Here is a 22,596-nt window from a genome sequence, read left to right on the forward strand (position 1 = left end):
GCATCGCCGCGCCCCTCAGTGCGCCACCGCCGCCGCCCCATGCTCGTCCACCAGCGCCCCGCGCTCGAACCGGTCCAGTGCAAACGCAGCGTTGATGGGATGGGGCTCGTCGTGGGCGATGGTGTGAGCGAACACCCAGCCGGAGCCCGGTGTGGCCTTGAAGCCGCCGGTGCCCCAGCCGCAATTGAAGTAGAGCCCGCCCACCGGCGTCTTGCCGATGATGGGCGAGGCGTCCGGGCAGACGTCCACGATGCCGCCCCAGTGCCTGAGCAGGCGCAGGCGGCTGAATAGGGGGTAGAGCTCCAGCAGCGCGGCGAGGAAGTGCTCGATCACCTGGAAGCTGCCGCGCTGGCCGTAGCCGTTGTAGCCGTCGATGCCCGCGCCGATGACGAGCTCGCCTTTGTCCGACTGGCTTACGTACACGTGGATGGCGTTGGACATCACCACCGTGTCGAGCACGGGTTTGAGCGGCTCGGAGACCAGCGCTTGCAGCGGGTGGCTTTCGATGGGCAGGCGGAAGCCCGCCATCTCCGCGAGCACCCCGGCGTGGCCGGCGACCACCACGCCCACCCGCTCGGCGTCGATGGGCCCGCGGCTGGTATCCACACCCACCACACGGCCGTTGTCGCGGCGAATGCCGGTGACCTCGCAGTTCTCCACGATGTCCACGCCCAGGTTGTCGGCGGCGCGGGCGAAGCCCCAGGCGACGGCATCGTGGCGAGCAATGCCCGCGCGCGGCTGGTAGGAGGCGCCGAGTACCGGGTAGCGGATGTCCGGCCCGGTGTTGATGAACGGCACCAGCCGCTTGACCCCTTCGGTGTCCAGTACCTCGCCATCGATACCGTTCAAGCGGTTGGCATTCACCCGGCGGCGGATGTCGCGCATGTCCTGGAGGTTGTGCCCCAGGTTGAGTACGCCGCGCTGACTGAACATGACGTTGAAGTTGATTTCCCGGGAAAGCCCCTCCCAGAGCTGCATGGCCTTTTCGTAGAGGCCCGCCGAGGCGCCCCAGAGGTAGTTGGAGCGCACGATGGTGGTGTTGCGCCCGGTGTTGCCGCCGCCGATCCAGCCACGCTCGAGGACCGCGACGTCGGTGATGCCGTGCTCCTTGGCGAGGTAGAAGGCGGTGGCAAGGCCGTGGCCGCCGCCGCCGACGATGATCACGCGGTAACGGCGCTTGGGGGCGGCCGTGCGCCACGCGGGCCGCCAGTGGCGGTGTCCGCGCAGCGCGTGGCCGGCGAGGTGGAAGGCGGAATAGCGCTGCATGGTGGCTCTCTCCCACGGCCGGTCCCTAGGACTTCGGGCGCTCGTTGTCCGGGTCGTAGAGGGCGCGGTAGCCCACCGCCTCCACGCGAAGGGGATAGTGCTCTTGGAAGTACTCCATGGTGAGCGTGCGCCCCTGCTGGGCGTACTCCACCGGCAGATAGCCCAGGGCAATGTTGGCGCCGACAGAGGGCCCGTAGACCACGCTGGTCGTGTAGGAGCGCCGCCCGGCGGCGTCCACCAGCACCGCGCCGGTGTCCGGGTCGAGGATGGGCCACTGTCCCACCGGGTAGCGGGCGACGCCGTTGGCATCCACGTTGTCCTGCAGAGTCATGGTGCAGAGGTACGCCGGCTGGTGCTCGCGCTCGCGCTGCTCGACGTACGCCGCCTTGCCGTGGAAGTCCGCGGCCTTGACCTTGGGGCGGGCGAGGCCGGCCTCGTAGAGGTTGTACTCGGTGAGCAGATCCACGTTCTGCAGGCGCAGGCTCTTCTCCAGCCGCCGGGTGTTGGCGTAGGTCTCGATCCCCACCGGGGTGACGCCCTGCTCGTAGAGCAGATCCCACAGTGCAAGGCCGTAGCTGAAGGGCGCGTAGAGTTCCCAGCCCTGCTCGCCCACGTAGGAGATGCGGAACGCCCACACCGGCAGGCCGCGCACCCGGATCTCCCGGGCGGTGGCGAAGGGGAAGCGCTCGGGGTCGAGACCGGTGGGGTCGTCGGCGACCGCCTGCAGCGTCGTTCGCGCGTTGGGGCCCCATAGTCCCAACGTGGCGAGCGCGTCGCTGCGGTCCTCGAAGTGCACGCGGAAACCGCGGTCCTTGCGCATGCGCTGCATCCACACCAGGTCGCGGTGGCCGGTGTCGCCGCCGCAGACCACGCGGTAGGCGTCCGCGGCGAGGCGGATGACGGTGAGATCCGAACGCACGCCGCCAACGGCATCCAGGAAGTGGGTGTAGACGCCCTTGCCGATGGGCTGATGACCGCCCACCTTCGCCACGGAAAGATACTCCATAAAGGCCTCGGCGTCCGGGCCGGAGACGTCGTAGATGGCGAAGTGGGAGAGGTTCACCATGCCCACGTTCTCGCTCAGGGCGAGGTGCTCGGCGTTGGAGACCCGCCAGAAGTGGCGGTTGTCCCACTCGGCCTCGCGCACCGGTACCCGCTCGCGGTAGACGTCGAGGAGGTGCTCGTTGGCGGCGTAGCCGTGGGCGCGCTCCCAGCCGGCCGCCTCCAGGAAGTGGGCGCCGAGCTCGACCTCCCGGGGCCAGAATGGGCTGCGGCGCAGGTTGCGCCCGTTCTCGTAGGGCTCGCGCGGGTGCACCGGCGGGTTGTAGATCTTCCTGCCGGTCTCGACGCAGCGTCCGTAGACGTAGGCGGGTGTCTTCTGCACCGGGTAGAAGCGGGCGATGTCGATGCCGAACGGATCGAGCGCCGGGCGCCCGGTGGTCATCCAGTCGGCGAGCACCTTGCCCATGCCCGGGCCGTCCTTCACCCACACCGCCTCGCAGAACCACAGCCCGCGCGTCTCCGGGGACTCGCCCACGAGGGAGCCGCCGTCCACCGTGATGGACATGAGGCCGTTGAACGAGTGCTTCTCGTCCCAGCCGAGATCCCCGAGGATGGGCATCACCTCCATTGCCCGCTCGTAGGCGTGCATCACCTGATCGGCGTGAAGATCGCGCATGGACGGCGACAGCCGCGCCTCCGTGGGCTCGGCGATGTCCCGCGGGTGCACCAGCCGGGGCGCCACCTGCTCGTAGTAGCCCCACTCGATCTGCCCGCCCTCGGAGGTGGTAGGGTCGCCGGTGTCGCGCATGTACGAGGAGTTGCCCTGATCGCGGAAGAGCGGGTAGCCGATCTCCTTGCCGGTGCCGGCGAAGGCGTCGTAGGGCCCGAAGAAGAGCAGCGGATGCTCGATGGGCATCAGCGGCAGCCGTGCGCCCGCTATCTCCGCCACCAACGGCCCCCAGATGCCGGCTGCGAGCACCACCAGCGGCGTTTCGATGTAGCCCTTGCGGGTTTCCACGCCGCAGACGCGACCGTTTTGCACGTCAACGGCGAGGGCCGGGGTGTTGGCGAAGGTGCGAAGCTTGCCGCTCGCCACCGCCTCCTCGATGAGCAAACCGGCGACGCGCTGGGAGCGGGGAATCACCAAGCCCGCGTCCGGATCCCACATGGCGCCCTGGATGGCGCTCTGCTCCAACAGCGGAAAGCGCTCCTTGGCCCCGGCCGGGTCGATCAGCGAGACGTTGGTGCCGAATGCCTTGCCGGAGCCCACCTTACGCTTTAGCTCCTCCATGCGCTCGTCGTCGCCCACCCGGGCCACCTCCATGCCGCCGATGCGGCTGTAATGGCCGAGCTGTTCGTAGAAGCGGCGGCTGTAGGTGGTGGTGTAGCACGACATCTTGTCGTGGGCGGTCATGAAGCAGAAATCCGACGCGTGGGAGGTGGAGCTGATATCCGAGGGAATCGCGGACTTCTCCAGGCCGATGATGTTCTGCCAGCCCTGCTCGATCAGATGGTGGGCCACAGAGGCGCCGACGATGCCGCCCTGGCCGATGATCACGACGTCCGCATGCTTGGGTAGACTCGCCATGGCCTCTCACTCCCGTTGACCGCCCAGTGGGGCGACGCCGTCGAGCGCCGTCGCCTCGTGACTTGACATTCACAGTAGTGAAAGCGCCGTGTCCGCCGCTTTCCGGCGGCGACGGCCACTTGCGTGGCTGCGACGGGGGGCGGCGACGCCGATTTCTCCGTGCGCGACACCGCGGCACGCGGTGGCGCACACGCCTAAATGGCCGTCGTCCACGGCGCCATGGCGGGAGCGCCGTGGGGCTAGCTTGCTTGCAACGGACGGTCACACAGCGGTGTCGGTCCGCGGCTCAAAGGGCGAGACGCCCGTACGCAAGTGTAAGGAGGATGAGCCCATGTCCCAGGTCGTCGAGAGCGTCACGCATAGCCACGAGGCCCCCGAGATCCTGCTCTATCCGCGGATCCGCAAATCGCCGTTCTTCTACGCCTCACGCCGGCACGGCGTGCGTAAGTACAGCGTCTACAACCATCACTATCACCCGCGGCTGTACACCGACCCGGTGGACGAGTACTGGGCGCTGGTGCAGGGCGTCACCCTCTGGGACGTGGGGGTGGAGCGCCAGATCGAGATCAGCGGCCCGGACGCCTTCGAGTTCACCCAGCGCCTGGTGCCCCGGGACATGCGCAAGTGCAAGGTCGGTCAGTGCAAGTACGTCTTCGTCACCGCGCCCGACGGCGGCATCATCAACGACCCGGTGCTGCTGCGCATCGAGGAGAACCGCTTCTGGCTGTCGCTCGCCGACAGCGATGTGCTCCTGTGGTGCCAGGGTGTTGCGCTGAACTCCGGGCTCGACGTGACCATCCAGGAGGTGGACGTCGCGCCGGTGCAGGTGCAGGGGCCCAAGGCCAAGCAGGTGATGGTGGATCTTTTCGGCGAGCGCGTGCTGGAGATTCCCTACTACTACTGCATGGACGCGGAGATCGACGGCATGTCCGTGGTGATCTCGCGCACCGGCTACTCCGGGGAGATCGGCTACGAGATCTACCTGCGCGAGGCGAGCCGCTACGGTGAGCAGCTCTGGCAGCGCGTGTTCGAGGCCGGCCGACCCCATGGCATACAGGTGATCGGCCCCTGCCACATCCGCCGCATCGAGGGGGCCATCCTCGCCTTCGGCTGCGACATCTGGTACGACACCAATCCCTTCGAGGTGGGGATGGGCTACGACTGGATGGTGGATATGCGCGGCAACGATGACTTCATCGGCCGGGCGGCGCTGGAGCGCATCAAGCGCGAGGGCGTCAGCCGCAAGCTCGTGGGCGTGGAGATCGACGGCCCGAGCGTGGGGCATTTCACCGATGGCACCATGATCGATGTCTTCCCGGTGTACGATGCCACCGGCCAACGCATCGGCAAGGTCACCTCGGCGACGCACTCGCCGCGGCTCGAGAAGAACATCGGCTACGCCATGGTGCCCGTCGAGCATGCCGAGATAGGCACCGAGCTGCGCATCGAGGCGAACACCGGCGTGCAGGATGCGGTGGTCGTGCCCAAGCCATTCCATGACCCGCGCAAGGAGACGCCGAAGGGATGAGTGAGGCGAATCGCCATACGGCGACGGCGACGGTGGCGGGCGAGGGCGGTCATGCCCTCGCTGCGCCCCGCTACGAGCTGATCCCGTTGCGGGGCATGCGCGAGCAGGCGCAGGCCCTGCCGCACGGGGCCACGGTGACGGTGACCTGCTCGCCACGGCACGGCATCGAGCGTACCCTGGAAGCGGCCGAGGCGCTCGCCGCCGACGGATTCCACAGCGTGCCCCACTTGGCCGCGCGGCTGGTGCGTGACCGTGCGCACCTCCAGGCCATCCTGGACCGTATCGCCGCGGCGGGCATCGGCGACTGTTTCGTGGTGGGCGGGGACACCCAGCAGCCCGTGGGCGCGTTTGCCGGCGGTACGGAGCTCATCGAGACCATCACGGAGATGGCTCCACGTCCACGTCGGTTGGGTGTCCCGGTCTATCCGGAGGGGCACCACAGCCTCGACGACACCCACCTCGATGCGGCCCTGGCCGCGAAGGCCAAGATCGCGGACTACGCGGTTACCCAGTTGTGCTTCGAGGCCGAACCGTTGCTTGCGTGGCTGCGTGGGCAGCGCGAGCGTGGCTTCGGGCTGCCCGTCTATGCCGGACTGCCCGGCGTGCTGGATCGAAAGCGGATGCTCACGCTAGCGTTGCGCCTGGGGCTGGGGCCGTCAACGCGTGTGCTGCGGCGCCAGCATGGCCTCGTCGGACGGCTCATGCACTCCAGCGTCTACCGCGCAGACGAGCTCATCTGGTCGCTGGTGCCGGCGGTGGACGACCCGGTTTCCGGACTCGCCGGTTTCCACGTCTACACGTTCAATGCCGTCGCCGAGACCCACGCATGGCTGCGGGAGATGTATACGGCCTACTGCCGCTGGTATGGGATCGACATGGAGACATCGGCGGCGGTGGCGGCACCGGCCGAACAACTGGGGTGAACGTGGAGCGGGTTGAACGATTCGAGTATCGAGTTTGTGGACGGGTAACTCGAATGCTCTGCCACGGATGGGCGGGGCGGACGCCGCCGGGAGGCGCCGCGAGTACGTCCCTGTAGGCTCGTATGCCGCCCTCCCTGGCGGCATACGTTCCCGTCGCCGTTCGCCCCGCCCGTTCAACTTCAAACTCGATACTAGGCACTCACGTATCGGCATAACGCTGGTGCGCGGCCGGGCGCTGGAGCTTGGCCTCCACGCCCGCCGCCGTCGCCGTACCCTCCAGGTGCTCGATGAGCGCCAGGGCGAAGTCCATGGCGGTGCCTGGGCCGCGGGAGGTGACCACGCGGTCGTCGGTCACCACCGGCTCCTCCAGGTAGGTGATGTCCGCGACCTCGTCGAGCCAGCCGGGGAAGCTCGTCACCTGCCGCCCGGCGAGCAGCCCGGCGCCGGCGAGCACGCTGGGGGCGGCGCAGATCGCCGCGGTCCAGCCACCGCTCTCGGCGTGGCGGGCGAGGAGGTCGCGCACGCGTTCGTCCGCGGTGAGGCGCTTGGCACCTTCGCCGCCGCCGGGCAGCACGATCATGTCGAAATCGTCGGCGAGCACCGAGGCGAGCGTGGTGTCCGCCTCCAGGACCACGCCGCGGCTCGCCGTCACGGGGCCGTCCGCCAGCGCGGCGACGGTGACCTCGATACCGGCGCGGCGCAGCAGGTCGATGACGGTTACCGCTTCGAGCTCCTCGCAGCCTTCGGCGAGGGGGACCAGGACGCATGCCATTGTCTCGTTTCCTCCTCGGATTCCATGCGTTCGGTGAGAGCGCTCGCTGGCACCAGCGTAACGCCGCGGGATGCCAGCCGGGCAAGTGCCTCGCGCAGGACCATGATCGTTTCCGGGTAAGGGTGCCCGATGGCCACTGCCGTGCCTTGCCGGCGGGCGCGTTCGAGGAGCTCCGCGAAACGCTCGCGTATGGCCGCCGGCTCGCGGCGGTTGTCGAGAAAGACGTCGCGCCGGACCACCGGTACGCGCTGCTCCCGGGCCATGCGCTCGGCGACGGTGTCGGCGGTAGTGCGGCTGTCGACGAAGTAAAGGTCGCCGCGTTCAGCCAGCAACCGCATGACCCATGTCATGTGGCCGGGGTGGCGGGTGATGAGGCTGCCGCGGTGATTGTTGAGGCCGGCCACGTGGGGGATGGCCGCGAGATTCGCCATGACGGTTCTGCGCACCGCGTGCTCGCGCATGTCCAGGTCCACCGCGCGCGGGCCGCCGGCATTGTCGCCCACCGCCTGCATGGGTTGATGCAGGATCACCTCCTTGCCGGCGGCGTGGGCCGCCTCCGCGATCCGTCGTCCCATGGGGCTTCCCGGGAGGATCGCGCAGGTGACCGGGCCCGGCAGGTCGGCCACCGCCAGGTCGGCCGGGCGGTCGCCCAGGTCGTCGATGATCACCGCGATACGCGGTGTCTGGGCCGCCACCGGCAGCGCGAGCAGCACCAGCAGGCCGCCGAGCAGGCGGCCGAGCCGTTCACCCACGCGGCGATGCATTACCGCGTGCGGGCCAGGATATCGAGACCGCGCAAAAGGTTCAGGGCCTGTGCCAGGGCGTAGTCCTCGCGCACCAGGCGGATCTCTTCGGCGGCGCGTTCCGCGTCCGTCTGCTCGCCATCGCCTGCCAGGTGACGGGTGAGGTCGGCTTCGGCGAGCGGACGCGGGCCATTGTCCTCGCGCTCGCTCACCGTGACCTCGGCCACCGGGACGTCGGGCACGATGCCTTCGGCCTGGATCGAGCGCCCGTCCGGCGTGTAGTAGCGCGCGGTGGTGAGCTTGATGGCGGCGCCGTCCTGTAGCGGCAGTATGGTCTGAACCGAGCCCTTGCCGAAGGTCTTGCGGCCCATGACCACTGCCCGGCCCTGATCCTGGAGGGCGCCGGCGACGATCTCCGAGGCAGAGGCGGAACCGCCGTTGACCAGTACCACCAGGGGAGCGCCGCCAAGGGCGTCGTTGGGTGTGGCGCTGAAGCTCATCTCGGCGCGCTCCAGGCGCCCGCGGGTGCTGACGATGCGGCCGTTGGTGATGAAGGCGTCCGCCACTTCCACGGCGGCGTTGAGTACGCCACCCGGGTTGTTGCGCAGGTCCAGGACCATGCCCTGGAGGTCGTTGTCGGCCTCGCGTTTGAGCCGGTCGACGGCTTCGAGCACGTCCTCACCCGTGCGCTGCTGGAACTGGCTGATGCGCAGGTACGCGAAGCCGGGAGCGAGCATCCGCGTCTTGACACTCTCCACCTGGATGACCGCTCGCTCCAGCATAAGGTCGAAGGGTTGCTCGCGGCCGTCGCGCACGACGGTGAGCGTGATCTTCGAACCTGGTTCGCCGCGCATCAGCGTGACCGCCTCATTGAGGGACATGCCCTTAACCGGCTGACCGTCGATGCGGATGATGAGGTCTCCCGCCTGCACACCGGCGCGGTCGGCGGGCGTGTCGTCGATGGGGGCGATCACCTTCACGAAGCCGTTCTCCATGCCGACTTCGATACCGAGTCCACCGAATTCGCCGCTCGTGCCGGCCTGGAGGTCGTCGTACTCCTGTGGGTCGAGATAGGAGGAATGCGGGTCCAGGCCCGAGAGCATACCGCGGATGGCGTTCTCGATGAGCTCGCGGTCACCGATTGACTCGACGTAGCCGTCCTGGATGCGGCTGAAGACCTCGGTGAAGGTCCGCAGCTCCTCCAGCGGCACTTCCTGTGCCGGCGCCTCCCGTTCGGCGAGTACCTGTTGGGCCGCCGCGAGGAGAAAACCGAGCAGCACACCGGCCGAGAGGGTGTAGAGCGTCCTCGAAAATCGCATCGTCTCGTTCCTTGTTTATCCGCGGGTGTCGCGCTGTTTCAGCCAGGCGAGCGGGTCCACCGGCTCACCGTCCACCCGCACCTCGAAGTACAGCGCACTGCGACGCTGACCGCCACTGGCACCCACCGCCGCAATGACTTCGCCGGCACGCACGCGCTCACCGGCTTCCCGATAAAGCGTCTGGTTATGCCCATAAAGGCTCAGCCGTCCGTTGCCATGATCAATGATGAGCAGCAGGCCAACCCCACGCAACCAGTCGGAGAAAACCACCTCCCCCGCGCCGACGGCGTGTACCGGGGTGCCGGTGTCGGCGCCGATGAGCACGCCGGACCAGCGAAGGTCTCCAAGGCGGGGGCTGCCGTAATCGGCGATGACCTTTCCGGCGACCGGCCAATTTCCCTCGCCGCGGGTGATACGCCCGGGCTCGGCGGTGGCTGCCTCGCGTTGCGCGCGGCGCTCGCGCAGCCGCTCGAGTCGCGTGCGCAGCTCCGTGACCAGCTCGCCGAGGCGCGACTCGTCATTGCGCAGTCGCGCGAGACGGGCGTCATCGTCCTCGATGCGGGCTCGGACTTTGGCGAGGACCGCTTCGCGCTCGTCGAGACGATCGGCGAGCAGGGCGCGGCGTTCGCCGCGTTGTTTGCGCAGTTCTTGCAGCTCCGTGAGTGAGGCTTCGATCTCGTCGCGCAGTGCGGCGAGACTCTCCAGGGCTGCGGTCGCGGTTTCGATGCGCGCCGCCCGTGCCTCATTGAAGTAGCGGTAGTACACCGCGAGCCGGTCGATGCGGTCGGGTTGTTCCTGGCTGAGCAGCAGGCGCAGGAACGGGGTCTCGCCGGCCTGCCATGAGGCACGGATCTGTTCGGCGAGAAACGCGCGCTGCTCGGTGAGGCGTTTGCGCTCGGCCCTCTCGCGCGCGCGCAACGCCTCCAGGCGTTCGCGTTGCTCGGCGATCGCCTCCTCGCTGCGGCGTACCGCCCGCGCCGCCGCCGCCACTTCCTGCTCCAGGCTGGCGAGCTCCGCGTCCAGCCCTTCGGCGCGCTGGTGGCGCTCCGCGAGGGTTCGCTCCAGGGCGCGGATATCGCCACGCACGGATTCGAGGCGCTCGCGTGTGTCCGTGAGCTCCTGCTGCTGAGCGGGCGCGGCCGTTGCCACGATCAGCGCGGCGGCGATCAATAGGTGAGGGTGTCGTTTCATCGGCTCGGGTGGTGCGTATAATGCGCAGTTTACCAATCCTCTCAGAGGCAGCGTCATGCGTCAGCTTTCGCGGACGAATGCATGGCCGTGGCGTCGCCTTTGCCACCACGGGGCGGGGACGACCTCTGGGAGGATGGGTACCACGGCCCCGGGTGGGGCCACATCCACGACGACGTTGACGGGCTCCGATGGACAAGCTGCTCGAGTTCGCTGCCAATCACTGGCTCCTGGTTCTCGCCCTGGTGGGCGTGATCGTCGCGCTCATTGCCAACGAGGTCTACCTACAGCTGCAGGGCCGCGACGCTCTGGACCCCGAGGCTGCCACCCGGCTCTACAATCGCGAGGACGCCGTGTTCGTGGACGTGCGCGATGACAACGCGTTCGTGTCGAACCACCTGCCCGGTGCCGTGCACGTGCCCCAGAGCCATCTCGAGCAACACCGCGAGCGTCTCGAGCGCCTGCGTGGCCGCCCGGTGATCGCCTACGGCGAGGCCGGTGGCATCGCGCGGGTGGTGGCGTCAATGCGTGGGATGGGGCTCGAGCCCGTCTACCAACTGCGCGGCGGCTTCGCCGCCTGGCGTGACCGCGGCCTGCCCACCGAAGGGCGGGGCTGAGCGCGTTACCAAGCGCATCTGTGATCAGGAGGAACCATGGCCGAGAGTAACGAAGCCAACGGCGCGGCCGCCGAGGGCAGCGAGCAGCAGTTCGCGATCCAGAAGATCTACCTGAAGGACTGTTCGCTGGAGTCCCCCAGCACGCCGGACGTGTTCCGCAGCGAGTGGCGGCCCGAGGCGAATGTCGAGCTGGACACCCAGCACCGTGAGGTCGGGGAGAACACCTATGAGGTCGTCATTCGACTGACCGTTACCGCCAAGATCGACGGCAAGAGTGCGTATCTCTGCGAGGTACAGCAGGCTGGCGTGTTCACGCTCGCGGGCTTCGACGACGAGACCCGCGATCGTCTCCTCGGAAGCTTCTGCCCGGGCACGCTGTTTCCTTACGCCCGCGAGGCGGTCTCCGACCTCACCGGTAAGGGCGGTTTCCCGCCGATGGTGCTCGCCCCGGTGAACTTCGACGCCCTTTACGCGCAGCAGCGTGCCCGTCAGCAGCAGGGCGAGACTGCCGCTGAAGGCGCGCAACAGCAACACTGACGGCATGAGTGGCGGCCCGGAACGGGTTGCGGTCCTCGGCGCCGGCTCCTGGGGCACGGCGCTGGCGCTGGTGCTCGCGGGCAATGGCGCCGCGGTGACGCTCTGGGGACATGACCCCGGGCACGTGGACCGCCTCGCGCGTGAGCGCCGCAATCGCCGCCACCTTCCGGATGCCGCGTTCCCGGAAGGGTTGGCGGTATCTGCCGATCTGGATACCGCGCTCGCCGGTGCGGACTGGGTGTTGATCGCTGTGCCCAGTCATGCCTTCGCGGCGCTCGTCGCCCAGCTCGCGCACCGGCTCGATGCCCGCACGCCACTGCTGTGGGCGACCAAGGGCCTCGATGCCGACTCCGGCGGACTGCTTCATCACGTGGCGGCCGCAGCACTGCCGCAGACGCCGCTCGCGGTGCTCTCGGGGCCGAGCTTCGCCGCCGAGGTCGCGCGCGGCCTGCCCACGGCGATCACCCTGGCCGCCGCCGATGCGAACGTGGGGGCGCGGCTCGCTGCGGCCTTCCACTGTGAGCACTTCCGCGTGTATACCAGTAGCGACCTCGTGGGCGTGGAGCTCGGCGGCGCGGTCAAGAACGTGCTCGCCATCGCCGCCGGTGTGGCCGACGGGCTTGGTTTCGGCGCCAATGCGCGTGCCGGACTCATCACCCGCGGGCTCGCCGAGGTGCGCCGGCTGGGTCGCGCCATGGGGGCCGACGATCACACGTTCATGGGGCTCGCCGGGATGGGCGATCTCATCCTCACGTGCACCGACGACCAGTCGCGGAACCGCCGCATGGGCCTCGCCCTCGGCCGGGGGCTCGACGTGGCCGCCGCCGAGCGCGAGATCGGACAGACGGTGGAAGGGCTGCGCACGGCGCGGGAGCTCCATGCTCTGGCTGCCGCCCGTGGCGTCGAGATGCCCATCTGCGAACAGGTCCACGCGTTGCTGTCCGGCGCCGTGGACGCTGCCGAAGCCACCCGTAACCTCATGCTCCGCGAGCAAAAACGCGAGCTGGACTAGGCGTGTTTCGGTCCCCGGCGTTTACCCCCAATCGCGATGGCGTTTGCAAGGGGGGAGACCGGTGCATTCACCGCGTTGCATGTCGCGCTTGTCGTGTCCGTGAGTCGCCATCGCCCATCAGTCGCCATACAGTGACATCGACGCCTGCTGCCCGGACCTTTGGGAAGTCGCACGATCCCAACGGATCGTCGTGCAGAAGGCGGGATATCCCTCTCGTTCCTCCCGGCGTGCCATATCGCTTCCGGCATTCGATGCCGCCGCGCTCCCACCGATTGTCCAATGTCCGATTTCAGGCGGCCGTCCGGTCGTGGCATGCTATGGGGCCCATTCCGTTTCTTGACGAGGCATTCCATGTCCCGCGATCGGGTTCGCATCGCTACCCGAAAGAGCCCGCTCGCTCTCTGGCAGGCCGAGCACGTCGCCGATGCCCTACGGCGGGCGCATCCCGGGCTCACGGTCGAGCTGGTGGGGATGACCACGCGCGGCGACCAGGTACTCGACACGCCGCTCGCCCGGATCGGTGGCAAGGCGCTGTTCGTCAAGGAGCTCGAGCGGGGCATGTTCGAGGGTCGGGCGGATATCGCGGTGCACTCCATGAAGGACGTGCCCGCGGAGTTGCCCGAGGGCATGCACCTGCCGGTGATTCTCGAGCGCGAGGATCCCTGTGACGCCTTCGTCTCCAACCGCTTCGATCACGTGGACGCGCTGCCGGAGGGCAGCCGCGTGGGGACCGCGAGTCTGCGTCGTGAGTGCCAGGTTCGCGAGCGCCGGCCGGATCTGCGGGTGGCCACGCTGCGGGGCAATGTCCAGACCCGTCTCGGAAAGCTGGACGCCGGCGAGTTCGACGCCATCATACTGGCTGCCTCCGGATTGCGACGCCTCGAGCTCGCCGAGCGCATTCGTTACGTCATGCCGCCGGAGGAGAGCCTGCCCGCGGTGGGCCAGGGCGCGCTCGGCATCGAGTGCCGCGAGGATGATTCCGAGCTCAACGCGCTGATCGCACCGTTGAACCACCGGGATACTTATGACCGCGTCTGTGCCGAACGTGCGGTCAACCAGCGCCTCGAAGGGAGCTGCCACGTGCCAATCGCCGCCTACACGCTGCTCGAGGGTAACGAGCTGTGGCTGCGGGCGCTGGTGGGCACGCAGGACGGTCGCCGCGTCCTGCGCGCCGAGGGCCGTGCACCGCGTGCCGACGCTGCCATGTTGGGCCACCGTATCGCCGGAGAACTGCTCGACCGCGGCGCGGGCGAGCTGCTCGCGGAGGCCACGGACGCATGACCGCTGCGCTCGCCGGGGTGGGCGTGGTGGTCACCCGCCCGCGGGCGCAGGGCGAGGGTCTCGCCCGCCGCCTGCGCGAGCTTGGCGCCGAGGTGGTGTCTTTGCCGACCATCGAAATCCGGCCAATCGCGGATTCCGCGACCGACGCCGCTCTGCGTGAGGCGTTCGCGCACGCCGACTGGCTGATCTTCGTCAGTCCGAGCGCTGTCGACGTGACCGTCGCCCGATGCCGCACCCTCCGCCTCGAGCGGCCGTCGAGTGCGCGAGTGGCGGCGGTGGGTCCGGGAACGGCGCGGGCCCTGACCGATGCGGGATGGGGCGTGGACGTGTGCCCTGCCACTGGTGGTGGTGGCGTCGATCTCCTGGAAGAGCCCGCGCTGGCGCCACTCGCCGGGTGCCACTGTGTCATTCTCACGGCCAGTGGCGGCCGCAGGGTGCTGCCCGACGGCCTCCTCGAGCGCGGCGCTACGGTCACCGAGCTTCCGGTCTACGAGCGAGCGCAGCCGGACGTCGACGCCGGTACCGCGGTTGCGGGCTGGCAGTGCGGGCGGCTGCAGTACACAATCGTGACCAGCCTGACCGGGCTGGAGCATCTGTTCGCCCTGGTCGGGGCGGACGGCCGGCCGGCGCTGTGCGCCAGCCGCCTGATCACCGTTTCCCCGCGTATCGCCGAGCGTGCGGTGGCGCGGGGCTTTCGCGCGACCCCGGCGGTCGCGGCCCGCCCCGGTGACGAGGGCCTCGTCGAGGCGCTGCAGAAGGCGGTGCAGGAATCCACAGGGAGCCACGCATGACTGAACGAGACAACGACAAGCACGAGGAGACTCCTCCGCGGGAGGACAGCGCTGTCGAATCGGCTGACGAATCCGGAACACCGGGTGCGTCGGATTCCTCCGGTGGGACGGCAACCGGGACGCAAGCGTCAACGCCTCCGGGCACTGCGGCACCGGCGGGTGGTGGCAGCGGCACCGGGCTCGCGATCGCAGCGTTCGTCATCGCTTTGCTCGCACTGGTGGTCGTGCTGGCCGGCGGCTGGTGGGGGTGGCAACGCTATCAGGCATTCGCGGATTCACAGCGCGCGCTGGTAAGCGCAGACCGCCTCGGCGAAGCGACCGACGCCCTCGAAGAACGTATCGCCGAGCTGAGGGGGCGCGTGTCGAGCCTCGACGAGCGCACGGCCGGGCGCGACCAGGCGATTGCTGGCGTGCGCGAGGCCATCGAGGGTGTGCGTCAGACCCAGTCCGACATCACCGCGAGAATGGACCGTATCGCTGAAATGGCGCAGGTCAGCCGTGATGACTGGCGCCGTTCCGAGGCCGCCTACCTCGCCAATGTCGCGGTGCATCGTGTGCGCTACTATCGCGACGCCGACGCGGCGCTGGGCGCTCTCAAGGAAGCCGATGAGCTGCTGTCCGCTCTGGGTGGCGAGGCCATCGCCGAGCGTAAGGCCATTCGTGAAACCATCGACGCCCTGCTCGCGGCCAAGCAGCCCAAGACCGACGACATCTCCGAGGCACTCACGGCGCTGGCCGGGCAGATTGACGACCTCGCTCTGCGTTCCGGCGCGGCGCCACTGCCGGAAACCACCGATGAGGGCACCGGCGATGTCGGCGAAACGACGGACGACGCCGTCGGCCGAGCCTGGCACCAGTTCAGCAACGCTCTCGGCGAGCTGGTGGTCGTCTCCGGTCCGGAGCGCGAGGTCGTGCCGTTGCGCCCCGCAAGCGAGCGGTTCTTCCTGCGGGAGAACGTCAAGCTGCAGCTCTACACGGCGCGACTCGCCGCCGTTGAAGGGCGGGCCGAGATCTATCGCAGTTCGCTCGAGCGGACGCAGGAATGGCTGCGGCGTTTCTTCGACGCCGATGACCCGGCGGTGGCGGACGCGATCGAGCAGCTGACGGCACTGGCCGAGCAGCCGGTGCGTTCCCAGTTGCCCGAGATCGAATCGGCCCTCGCGCCGGTCCGCCAGTTCGACTGAGAGGGAGGCGTCGCATGCGTAAGCTCTTCGCCATACTGCTGCTCCTCGTCGCGAGCGTGGCCGCCGCGTTGTGGCTGCGGGATCACGACGGCTTCGTGATCCTCAAGGTGGATGAATATTCCGTTCAGACCAGCCTCATCCTCTTCGCGGCTATTCTGCTCGTTGCCTGGTTCCTGCTCACCGTGGTCTGGGGCACGGTGGTCCGGGTGATCCGCACGCCCCGGGGCCTGCGGCGCTGGTGGCGCGGCCGCCGGCGCAGCCGGGGCCGTGACGAGCTGGTCAACGGTCTCATTCAGCTCGCCGAAGGGCACTACGAGCAGGCGGAGCGGATGCTTACGCGTCACCCGGACGTGGACGGTCTGCCCCTGTTCCACTACCTTCTGGCCGCTATCGCGGCGCACCGGCGCAGTGACATGGATGCGCGCGACCGGTTCCTGACACTCGCCGACGAGAGCGAAACCGGCGCCGAGGTCGCCGTGGGGCTGCTCCAGGCACAGTTCCAGCTCGAATCCCAGCAGTGGGAGCAGGCGCTGGCGACGCTGTCGTGGTTGCACGAACGCGCGCCTGGCAACCGCCGCGTGCTCGGTCTGCTCTACCGCTGCGCCGTCGAGCTCGAGGACTGGGAGCGTGCCGCCGACCTCCTGCCCGAGCTGCGCCGTCACGATGCCCTCACCAGTGACGAGCTCGCCGGCCTGGAGACACGCTTGGCACGCAAGCGCCTGGAGGCAGCGGTGGCACCCGGCGGCGAGCAACGCCTCGCCTCTGTGTGGCAGGGCCTGACGCGCGCCCAGCGCCAGGACCCGGAGCTGCGGGCGTTTTACGCCCGTTGCCTGATTCGCGCCAACGACTCGGCCACGGCGGCGGATTTGCTGCGTGGTTGGCTGCGTCGCGATTGGGACGATCGCCTGGTGGCGGTCTGGGGCGAGCTCGACGGTATTCCCGCGGATCAGGCGTATGGCCAGGCGGAGAAATGGCTCGAGCGGCGTCCTGAGGATCCGGTGCTGTTGCGTGCCGCGGCCTTGCAGGCCTTGCGAGCGGGCTTCTGGGGCCGCGCCCGCAGCTGTCTGGAGGCAGCGGTCGCGCGTGGTGGCGATGCCGCCACCGAACGTTTGCTGGGGGATCTCTACCACCAGCTCGGCGAGACCGAGCTCGCCCGCAACGCGTGGCAGCGAGCCCTGGATGCCGGCCTTGGCCGTCCGTCCGTGGCAGTGCCGGCGTTGCCCGCCAGGGCCGAGACCGAGGTGCAGGCGGATGAAGAGGCGGCGCCCGCCTCGTCGGCGGGGTCGTAGGGCGGACGGCACCAAGCGCCGTCCGCCTCTCCGTTATTTTCCCCGGCGTTGATCAACGCCGGGGTACGACTCGACTAGCGGCTGCGCTGCGAATGGGTCGTGCCGGTTGCGAGCTCGCTGCGCTCGTGTGAAGCCGGTATACGCCGTCGCGCACTCTCGGGGCCTGTAACCTGGTACCCGAAACCCGAAACCCGAAACCCCGTCAGGGCGTGAGCACGGTGGAGCCGGTCGTGCGCCGCGCTTCCAGTGCCCGGTGCGCTTCCGCTGCCTCGGCCAGGGGGAAGCGCTGGCGTACCTCGATGCGTACCGCGCCGCGTTCCACCACGTCGAAAAGCTCACGGGCGCTGGCGAGCAGGTCCTCGCGCTGTGCCATGTAGGTGAACAGCGTCGGCCGGGTGAGGAACAGGGATCCTTTCTGGGCGAGCATGGCCGGGTCCAGCGGCGCCACGGATCCTGAGGACTGGCCGAAGCTCGCGAGAGTGCCCAGCGGGCGCAGACAGTCGAGCGAGCGCAGGAACGTATCCCGGCCCACGGAGTCGTAGACGGCGGCCACCCCCTTCCCGCCGGTGAGCTCGCGGACCCGCTCGACGAAATCCTCTTCGTTGTAGCGGATGGGGTGTGCACAGCCGTGAGCCTGGGCCAGTCGCGCCTTCTCCGTGCTGCCCACCGTGCCGATCACCGTTGCCCCGAGGTGGCTCGCCCACTGGCAGGCGATGAGGCCGACACCACCGGCGGCGGCGTGGATCAGTACCGTGTCACCGGGTTGCACGCGGTAGGTGCGCCGCAGCAGGTACTGCGCCGTGAGCCCTTTGAGCATCATGCCCGCGGCCTGTTCGTCGCTGATGGACTCGGGCACTGACACCAGGCGGTCGGCGGCGATGACCCGTGCCTCGCTGTAAGCGCCCGGCGGCCCGGCTGCGTAGGCGACCCGGTCACCGGGAGAGACTTCCTGAACACCCTCGCCCACCGCCTCGACCACGCCGGCGGCCTCCATGCCCGGCGTGAAAGGCAGGCCCGGGGGCGTGTACAGGCCCGTGCGGAAGTAGACGTCGATGAAGTTGACGCCGATGGCGGTATGGCGCACGAGCGCCTCGCCGGGACCGGGGGCGGGTACGTCCACTCCGGTCCAGTGCAGGGTCTCGGGGCCACCGTGCTCGTGTACTCGGATCGCCTGGGTCATGGATCGTTCTCCTCTTGCCGGCCAAGCGCTAATGGCGTCCGACACCGAATACGTCGTCGTTCGCCGCTGGTTCGGGCGGTGCCAGCCATCCCTGGAGCTCCCGCAGGACGAGCTCCCCCAGGGCGGCGATATGGTCCGGGCGTTCATTCAGGCAGGGGATGTAGTGGAATGACTCGCCCCCGGCCTTGAGAAAGAGGTCGCGGTTGCCGATGTTGTTCTCTTCCAGTGTCTCCAGGCAATCGGCGGCGAAGCCGGGGCAGATCAGGTCGACGCGGCCGGTGCCGTTGCGTGCCAGTCGCTGGAGCGTGGCGTCGGTGTAGGGCTTGAGCCACTGCTGAGGGCCGAAGCGCGACTGGAAGGTCACTTTCCACTGCCCCCGCTCGAGCCCCAGCCGGTCGGCCACCCCGCGTGCGGTATTCGCGCACTGAACCGGGTAGGGATCGCCGCGTTGGACGTACTGCTTGGGGATGCCGTGGAAGGAGAACAACAACATATCCCCCGGGCCGTAGACGTGCCAGTGCTCGGCAATGGAGGCGGCGAGCGCGTCCAGGTAACCGGGGTGGTCGTGGTAGTCGCGGATGACGCGCAGGTCCGGCACGCGGCGGCGGCGGGCGAGCGCCGCGCCGATTGCGTCGTAGGTGGATGCGGTAGTGGTCGCCGAGTATTGGGGGTAGAGGGGAAGAACCGCGATCTTCTCCGCACCGGCGCGCTCTAGCTCCGCGAGCCCCGCCTCGATGGACGGGTTGCCGTAGCGCATGCCCACCGCGACCGGGATAGGCCGACCGGTGCGCTCGGCCACGTAACGGCGGACTGCTTCCGCCTGGCGCCGGGTGATGTTGAGCAGGGGTGAGCCCTCGTCGGTCCAGATCTGTCGGTATGCCTCGGCGGAGCGCCGCGGCCGGGTCCGCAGAATGACGCCGTGGAGGACGAGCCACCACAGCGGCCTGGGGGCCTCCACCACGCGCGGGTCCCAGAGAAACTCGCCAAGGTATCGCCGCAGCGCGCTGGCTGTGGGGGCGTCCGGTGTGCCCAGGTTGGTGAGCAGCACACCGATGGGTGCGTGGGTAGTGGTGCTCACGCTCGGCTCCTAGTGTTTCCCAGCACGGCGGGGCGCCCCGCCGCGGCGCTCTGCCGGCGCCGCGGCGTCGGCGGCCGGCGTCAGTCGGCGCTCGCCTGGGCCATCGCGGCTTCGACGCCCGCCAGTGCGCTCATGTTGACGATGCCGCGAACGGTCACCGACGGGGTGAGGATGTGCGCCGGCTGGTTCGCGCCCAGCAGGATCGGGCCCACCGATACCGTGTCGGAGACGGTCTTGAGCAGATTGAAGGCGATGTTGGCTGCATCCAGACCCGGCATGATGAGCAGGTTCGCCTGGCCCTTCAAGCGGGAATTGGGAAAGATGCGGTGGCGGATCTGCTCGTTGATCGCCGCATCGCCGTGCATCTCGCCTTCCACCTCGAGCGTGGGGTCGCGGTCCTCGATGAGCGCCATCGCCTCGCGCATCTTATCCGCGCTCGGCGCCGAAGAGGTGCCGAAGCTCGAGTGCGAGAGCAGCGCGACCTTCGGGGTGATGCCGAAGCGGCGGATCTCGTCGGCGGCGAGGATGGTCATCTCCGCGATCTGGTGCGCGGTGGGGTCCTGGTTCACGTACGTATCGCACATGAACAGCGTCCCCTTGGGTGACATGATCGCGTTCATGGCCGCGAGATTGCGCACGCCGGGGCGCCGGCCGAGCACCTGCTCCACGTAGTTGATCTGGCGCTCGTAGCGGCCGACCATGCCGCCGAGCATGGCGTCGGCTTCGCCGCGTTTGATCATCAGCGCCGCGATCACGGTGTTGCGGGTGCGCACGATCTGACGGGCGCGGTCCGGGGAAATGCCGCGGCGCTCCATGAGGGAGTGGTAAAGCGTCCAGTACTCGCGGTAGCGCGGATCGTCCTCCGGGTCACAGAGCTCGAAATCGTCGTCAATGGCCAGGCGCAGACCGAGGCGCTTCAGCCGCATCTCCACGACGCGCCGGCGGCCGATGAGAATGGGCTTGGCGAGGCCGTCGTCGACCACGACCTGTACCGCACGCAGCACCCGCTCTTCCTCGCCGTCGCCATAGACCACGCGCTTCGGATCCTGGCGGGCGCGCTCGAAGATCGGCTTCATCACCAGGCCGGACTGGAAGACGAACTGGTTGAGACGCAGGCGGTAGCTGGCGAAGTCCTCGATGGGCTGGGTGGCGACGCCGGAGTCCATTGCCGCCTTGGCGACGGCGGGGGCGACGCGGGTGATCAGCCGCGGGTCGAAGGGTTTGGGAATGAGGTAGTCCGGGCCGAACTTCAACGGCTTGCCGCCGTAGGCTGCCACCACCACGTCCGAGGATTCCACCATGGCGAGGTCGGCGATGGCCTTGACGGCGGCCTTCTTCATCTCCTCGTTGATACTGGTCGCGCCCACGTCCAGGGCACCGCGGAAGATGAAGGGGAAGCACAGGACGTTGTTGACCTGGTTGGGGTAGTCCGAACGGCCGGTGGCGAGGACCGCGTCCGGGCGGGCTTCCTGGGCCTCTTCCGGGAGAATCTCCGGGGTCGGGTTCGCGAGCGCCATGATCAGCGGCTTGTCGGCCATGCGCTTGACCATCTCGGGCTTCAGCACCCCCGGGGCGGAAAGGCCGAGGAAGATGTCCGCGCCCTCGATGGCTTCGCCGAGGGTGCGCGCCGGGGTATCGGCGGCATAGCCTTCCTTGCGCGGGTCCATGTACTCCTTGCGGCCCTTGTAGACGGTGCCCTTGGAGTCATTGATGATGATGTTCTCGGGCTTGAGGCCCATGGAGACGAGCAGGTCCAGGCAGGCGATGGCGGAGGCGCCGGCGCCGGAGGCGACGAGCTTGACGTCCTCGAACCGCTTGCCGACCACGCGCAGGCCGTTGTAGATGGCTGCGGCAGTGGTGATGGCGGTGCCGTGCTGGTCGTCATGGAAGACCGGGATGTTCATCTGCTCACGGAGCTTCTCCTCGACCTGGAAGCATTCCGGCGCCTTGATGTCTTCCAGGTTCACGCCCCCGAACGTGGGCTCCAGGCTCCTGATGATCTCCACGAGCTTGTCCGGGTCGCGCTCGTCGATCTCGATGTCGAACACGTCGATACCGGCGAACTTCTTGAAAAGCACGCTCTTGCCTTCCATCACCGGCTTGCTCGCCAGCGGGCCGATGGCGCCCAGCCCGAGTACTGCGGTGCCGTTGGTGATCACGGCCACGAGATTGCCCCGCGCGGTATACGCGCTGGCGAGCGCCGGGTTGTCGGCTATCTCTTCGCACGCGGCGGCGACGCCGGGGGAGTAGGCGAGTGCCAGATCGCGCTGATTGGCGAGGGGTTTGGTGGGGGTGACGGCGATCTTGCCGGGCACTGGAAGGCGGTGATACTCCAGCGCGCTTTCTCGGAAGTCTTCGGACATTGTTTCTACCTTGGTTCCGCAGTGAGGACAGGCCCGGAGGCAAAAGGAAGATTATACGGGCCCTGTGGCGGGCTGTACCACAGGGCGCAAATTTTTAGAAACCACTTCTATTGAGTGACAGGTCAGTCACCCAGGTAGCGTTCCACGGCGGCGGTGAAAGCATCCGGCGTTTCCACGTGTAGCCAGTGTCCGGCGCTGGCGATGCTCTCCACCCGCGCCTCCGGGAAGTGGCTCGCGATGGCTTCGCGGCCAGCCGCGTCCACGTAGTCGGAGCGTTCACCGTGAACGAACAGCGCCGGCGCCTCCCAGCGGCCATCGAGCGCCGGCCAGCCCTGGATCGTGGGTAGCGCCTGCCGCAGCGTCTCCAGGGGGAGCCGCCAGCGCCAGCCCTCGGTCCCCCGTTCCAGGTTGGTGAGCAGGAACTGCCGCACCATCGGCGAGTCCACTGCTTCCGCGAGGGCGGCGTCCGCGTCGGCGCGGCTGGTCACTGCATCCAGATCCACCGCCTGCATGGCCGCCAGAATGGCATCGTGCCCGCGATTCTCATAGGTGACCGGTGCCATGTCCGCGACGATCAGCCCGGCGACGTGCTGCGGCGCGGTCAGTGCCAACGCCATTGCCACCTTGCCGCCCATGCTGTGGCCGAGCACCGTCGCCCGTTCCAGACCTTCGCGCTCGAGCACACGGAGCAGGTCCGCCGCCATGGCGGGGTAGTCCATGCGCTCGCTGTGGGGGGAGCGGCCGTGGTTGCGCAGATCGGGCAACAGCACCCGGTAATGCTCGGACCACCGGCGGGCGTAGCGTCGCCAGTTGTTGCCGGAACCGTAGAGCCCGTGGAGCAACAACAACGCCGGGCCGTCGCCGCTCGCGTCGTAATTGAGATCAATGGCGTCGTCGGTCATACCTGTCGTCGTCGGTGATTGGGTGGGGCGGCG

General features: G+C 68.6%; 19 protein-coding genes. 9 read left to right on the forward strand and 10 right to left on the reverse strand.

Features of this window, described 5'->3' with window-relative positions; translation table 11 throughout:
- Nucleotides 1-15 precede the first annotated feature (15 nt).
- The gene (locus ACPEES_RS08820) at nt 16-1,266 is read right to left on the reverse strand and encodes a sarcosine oxidase subunit beta family protein (RefSeq protein WP_435103089.1); all 1,251 of its coding nucleotides are present in this window, start codon (nt 1,264-1,266) and stop codon (nt 16-18) included.
- Nucleotides 1,267-1,291: 25 nt separating this feature from the next.
- Entirely contained in the window at nt 1,292-3,856 is a 2,565-nt protein-coding gene (locus ACPEES_RS08825; RefSeq protein ID WP_435103090.1) for a GcvT family protein, read from the reverse strand.
- 331 nt (nt 3,857-4,187) lie between these two features.
- On the opposite strand from ACPEES_RS08825, the gene ACPEES_RS08830 reads away from it, so the two are divergent.
- Together ACPEES_RS08830 and ACPEES_RS08835 are read left to right on the forward strand one after the other, a co-directional pair.
- Nucleotides 4,188-5,384, forward strand: coding sequence for a glycine cleavage T C-terminal barrel domain-containing protein (locus ACPEES_RS08830; protein ID WP_435103091.1), 1,197 nt, complete (start codon nt 4,188-4,190; stop codon nt 5,382-5,384).
- On the forward strand, nt 5,381-6,307 hold the full coding sequence (locus ACPEES_RS08835; RefSeq protein WP_435103092.1) for a methylenetetrahydrofolate reductase: 927 nt from the start codon (nt 5,381-5,383) through the stop codon (nt 6,305-6,307). The genes ACPEES_RS08830 and ACPEES_RS08835 overlap by 4 nt, the downstream gene beginning before the upstream one ends.
- 199 nt (nt 6,308-6,506) lie before the next feature.
- On the opposite strand, the gene ACPEES_RS08840 is transcribed toward ACPEES_RS08835, so the two are convergent.
- From ACPEES_RS08840 to ACPEES_RS08855, 4 genes are read right to left on the reverse strand one after another with little or no spacing between them, the layout of a single operon-like run.
- Complete coding sequence (locus ACPEES_RS08840; RefSeq protein WP_435103093.1) at nt 6,507-7,079, reverse strand: DJ-1 family glyoxalase III; 573 nt, start codon at nt 7,077-7,079, stop codon at nt 6,507-6,509.
- On the reverse strand, nt 7,025-7,843 hold the full coding sequence (locus ACPEES_RS08845; RefSeq protein WP_435103094.1) for a divergent polysaccharide deacetylase family protein: 819 nt from the start codon (nt 7,841-7,843) through the stop codon (nt 7,025-7,027). The genes ACPEES_RS08840 and ACPEES_RS08845 overlap by 55 nt, the downstream gene beginning before the upstream one ends.
- Nucleotides 7,843-9,141, reverse strand: a complete 1,299-nt coding sequence (locus ACPEES_RS08850; RefSeq protein WP_435103095.1) for a S41 family peptidase — start codon at nt 9,139-9,141, stop codon at nt 7,843-7,845. Before ACPEES_RS08850 ends, ACPEES_RS08845 begins: the two co-directional genes overlap by 1 nt.
- 15 nt (nt 9,142-9,156) lie before the next feature.
- Entirely contained in the window at nt 9,157-10,332 is a 1,176-nt protein-coding gene (locus ACPEES_RS08855; protein ID WP_435103096.1) for a murein hydrolase activator EnvC family protein, read from the reverse strand.
- A gap of 188 nt (nt 10,333-10,520) precedes the next feature.
- On the opposite strand from ACPEES_RS08855, the gene ACPEES_RS08860 reads away from it, so the two are divergent.
- The 7 genes from ACPEES_RS08860 (at nt 10,521) to ACPEES_RS08890 (ending at nt 17,040) form a co-directional block, all read left to right on the forward strand.
- On the forward strand, nt 10,521-10,946 hold the full coding sequence (locus ACPEES_RS08860) for a rhodanese-like domain-containing protein (RefSeq protein WP_435103097.1): 426 nt from the start codon (nt 10,521-10,523) through the stop codon (nt 10,944-10,946).
- A gap of 36 nt (nt 10,947-10,982) precedes the next feature.
- Nucleotides 10,983-11,483, forward strand: a complete 501-nt coding sequence (gene secB, locus ACPEES_RS08865) for a protein-export chaperone SecB (protein ID WP_435103098.1) — start codon at nt 10,983-10,985, stop codon at nt 11,481-11,483.
- A 4-nt stretch (nt 11,484-11,487) separates the two neighbouring features.
- Complete coding sequence (locus ACPEES_RS08870; protein WP_435103176.1) at nt 11,488-12,495, forward strand: NAD(P)H-dependent glycerol-3-phosphate dehydrogenase; 1,008 nt, start codon at nt 11,488-11,490, stop codon at nt 12,493-12,495.
- Nucleotides 12,496-12,846: 351 nt separating this feature from the next.
- Nucleotides 12,847-13,776, forward strand: coding sequence for a hydroxymethylbilane synthase (gene hemC / locus ACPEES_RS08875; protein ID WP_435103099.1), 930 nt, complete (start codon nt 12,847-12,849; stop codon nt 13,774-13,776).
- Nucleotides 13,773-14,567 carry a uroporphyrinogen-III synthase gene (locus ACPEES_RS08880; protein WP_435103100.1) on the forward strand — a complete coding sequence of 265 codons (795 nt, stop codon included), beginning with the start codon at nt 13,773-13,775 and terminating at the stop codon, nt 14,565-14,567. Before hemC ends, ACPEES_RS08880 begins: the two co-directional genes overlap by 4 nt.
- Nucleotides 14,564-15,751, forward strand: a complete 1,188-nt coding sequence (locus tag ACPEES_RS08885) for a uroporphyrinogen-III C-methyltransferase (RefSeq protein ID WP_435103101.1) — start codon at nt 14,564-14,566, stop codon at nt 15,749-15,751. The genes ACPEES_RS08880 and ACPEES_RS08885 overlap by 4 nt, the downstream gene beginning before the upstream one ends.
- A gap of 14 nt (nt 15,752-15,765) precedes the next feature.
- On the forward strand, nt 15,766-17,040 hold the full coding sequence (locus ACPEES_RS08890) for a heme biosynthesis HemY N-terminal domain-containing protein (RefSeq protein ID WP_435103102.1): 1,275 nt from the start codon (nt 15,766-15,768) through the stop codon (nt 17,038-17,040).
- Between the two features lie 202 nt (nt 17,041-17,242).
- Here ACPEES_RS08890 and ACPEES_RS08895 read toward each other — a convergent pair whose 3' ends face one another.
- From ACPEES_RS08895 to ACPEES_RS08910, 4 genes are all read right to left on the reverse strand, one after another.
- Nucleotides 17,243-18,220 carry a quinone oxidoreductase family protein gene (locus ACPEES_RS08895; protein ID WP_435103103.1) on the reverse strand — a complete coding sequence of 326 codons (978 nt, stop codon included), beginning with the start codon at nt 18,218-18,220 and terminating at the stop codon, nt 17,243-17,245.
- Between the two features lie 28 nt (nt 18,221-18,248).
- The gene (gene hemH, locus ACPEES_RS08900; protein ID WP_435103104.1) at nt 18,249-19,298 is read right to left on the reverse strand and encodes a ferrochelatase; all 1,050 of its coding nucleotides are present in this window, start codon (nt 19,296-19,298) and stop codon (nt 18,249-18,251) included.
- Nucleotides 19,299-19,378: 80 nt separating this feature from the next.
- A complete protein-coding gene (locus ACPEES_RS08905) occupies nt 19,379-21,661 on the reverse strand; it encodes an NADP-dependent malic enzyme (RefSeq protein ID WP_435103105.1) in 2,283 nt (760 codons plus the stop codon).
- Between the two features lie 122 nt (nt 21,662-21,783).
- Nucleotides 21,784-22,563 carry an alpha/beta fold hydrolase gene (locus ACPEES_RS08910; protein ID WP_435103106.1) on the reverse strand — a complete coding sequence of 260 codons (780 nt, stop codon included), beginning with the start codon at nt 22,561-22,563 and terminating at the stop codon, nt 21,784-21,786.
- Nucleotides 22,564-22,596 lie beyond the last annotated feature (33 nt).

This window comes from Arhodomonas sp. AD133 (genome assembly GCF_051195215.1).
In the GTDB taxonomy this organism is placed as follows: domain Bacteria; phylum Pseudomonadota; class Gammaproteobacteria; order Nitrococcales; family Nitrococcaceae; genus Arhodomonas.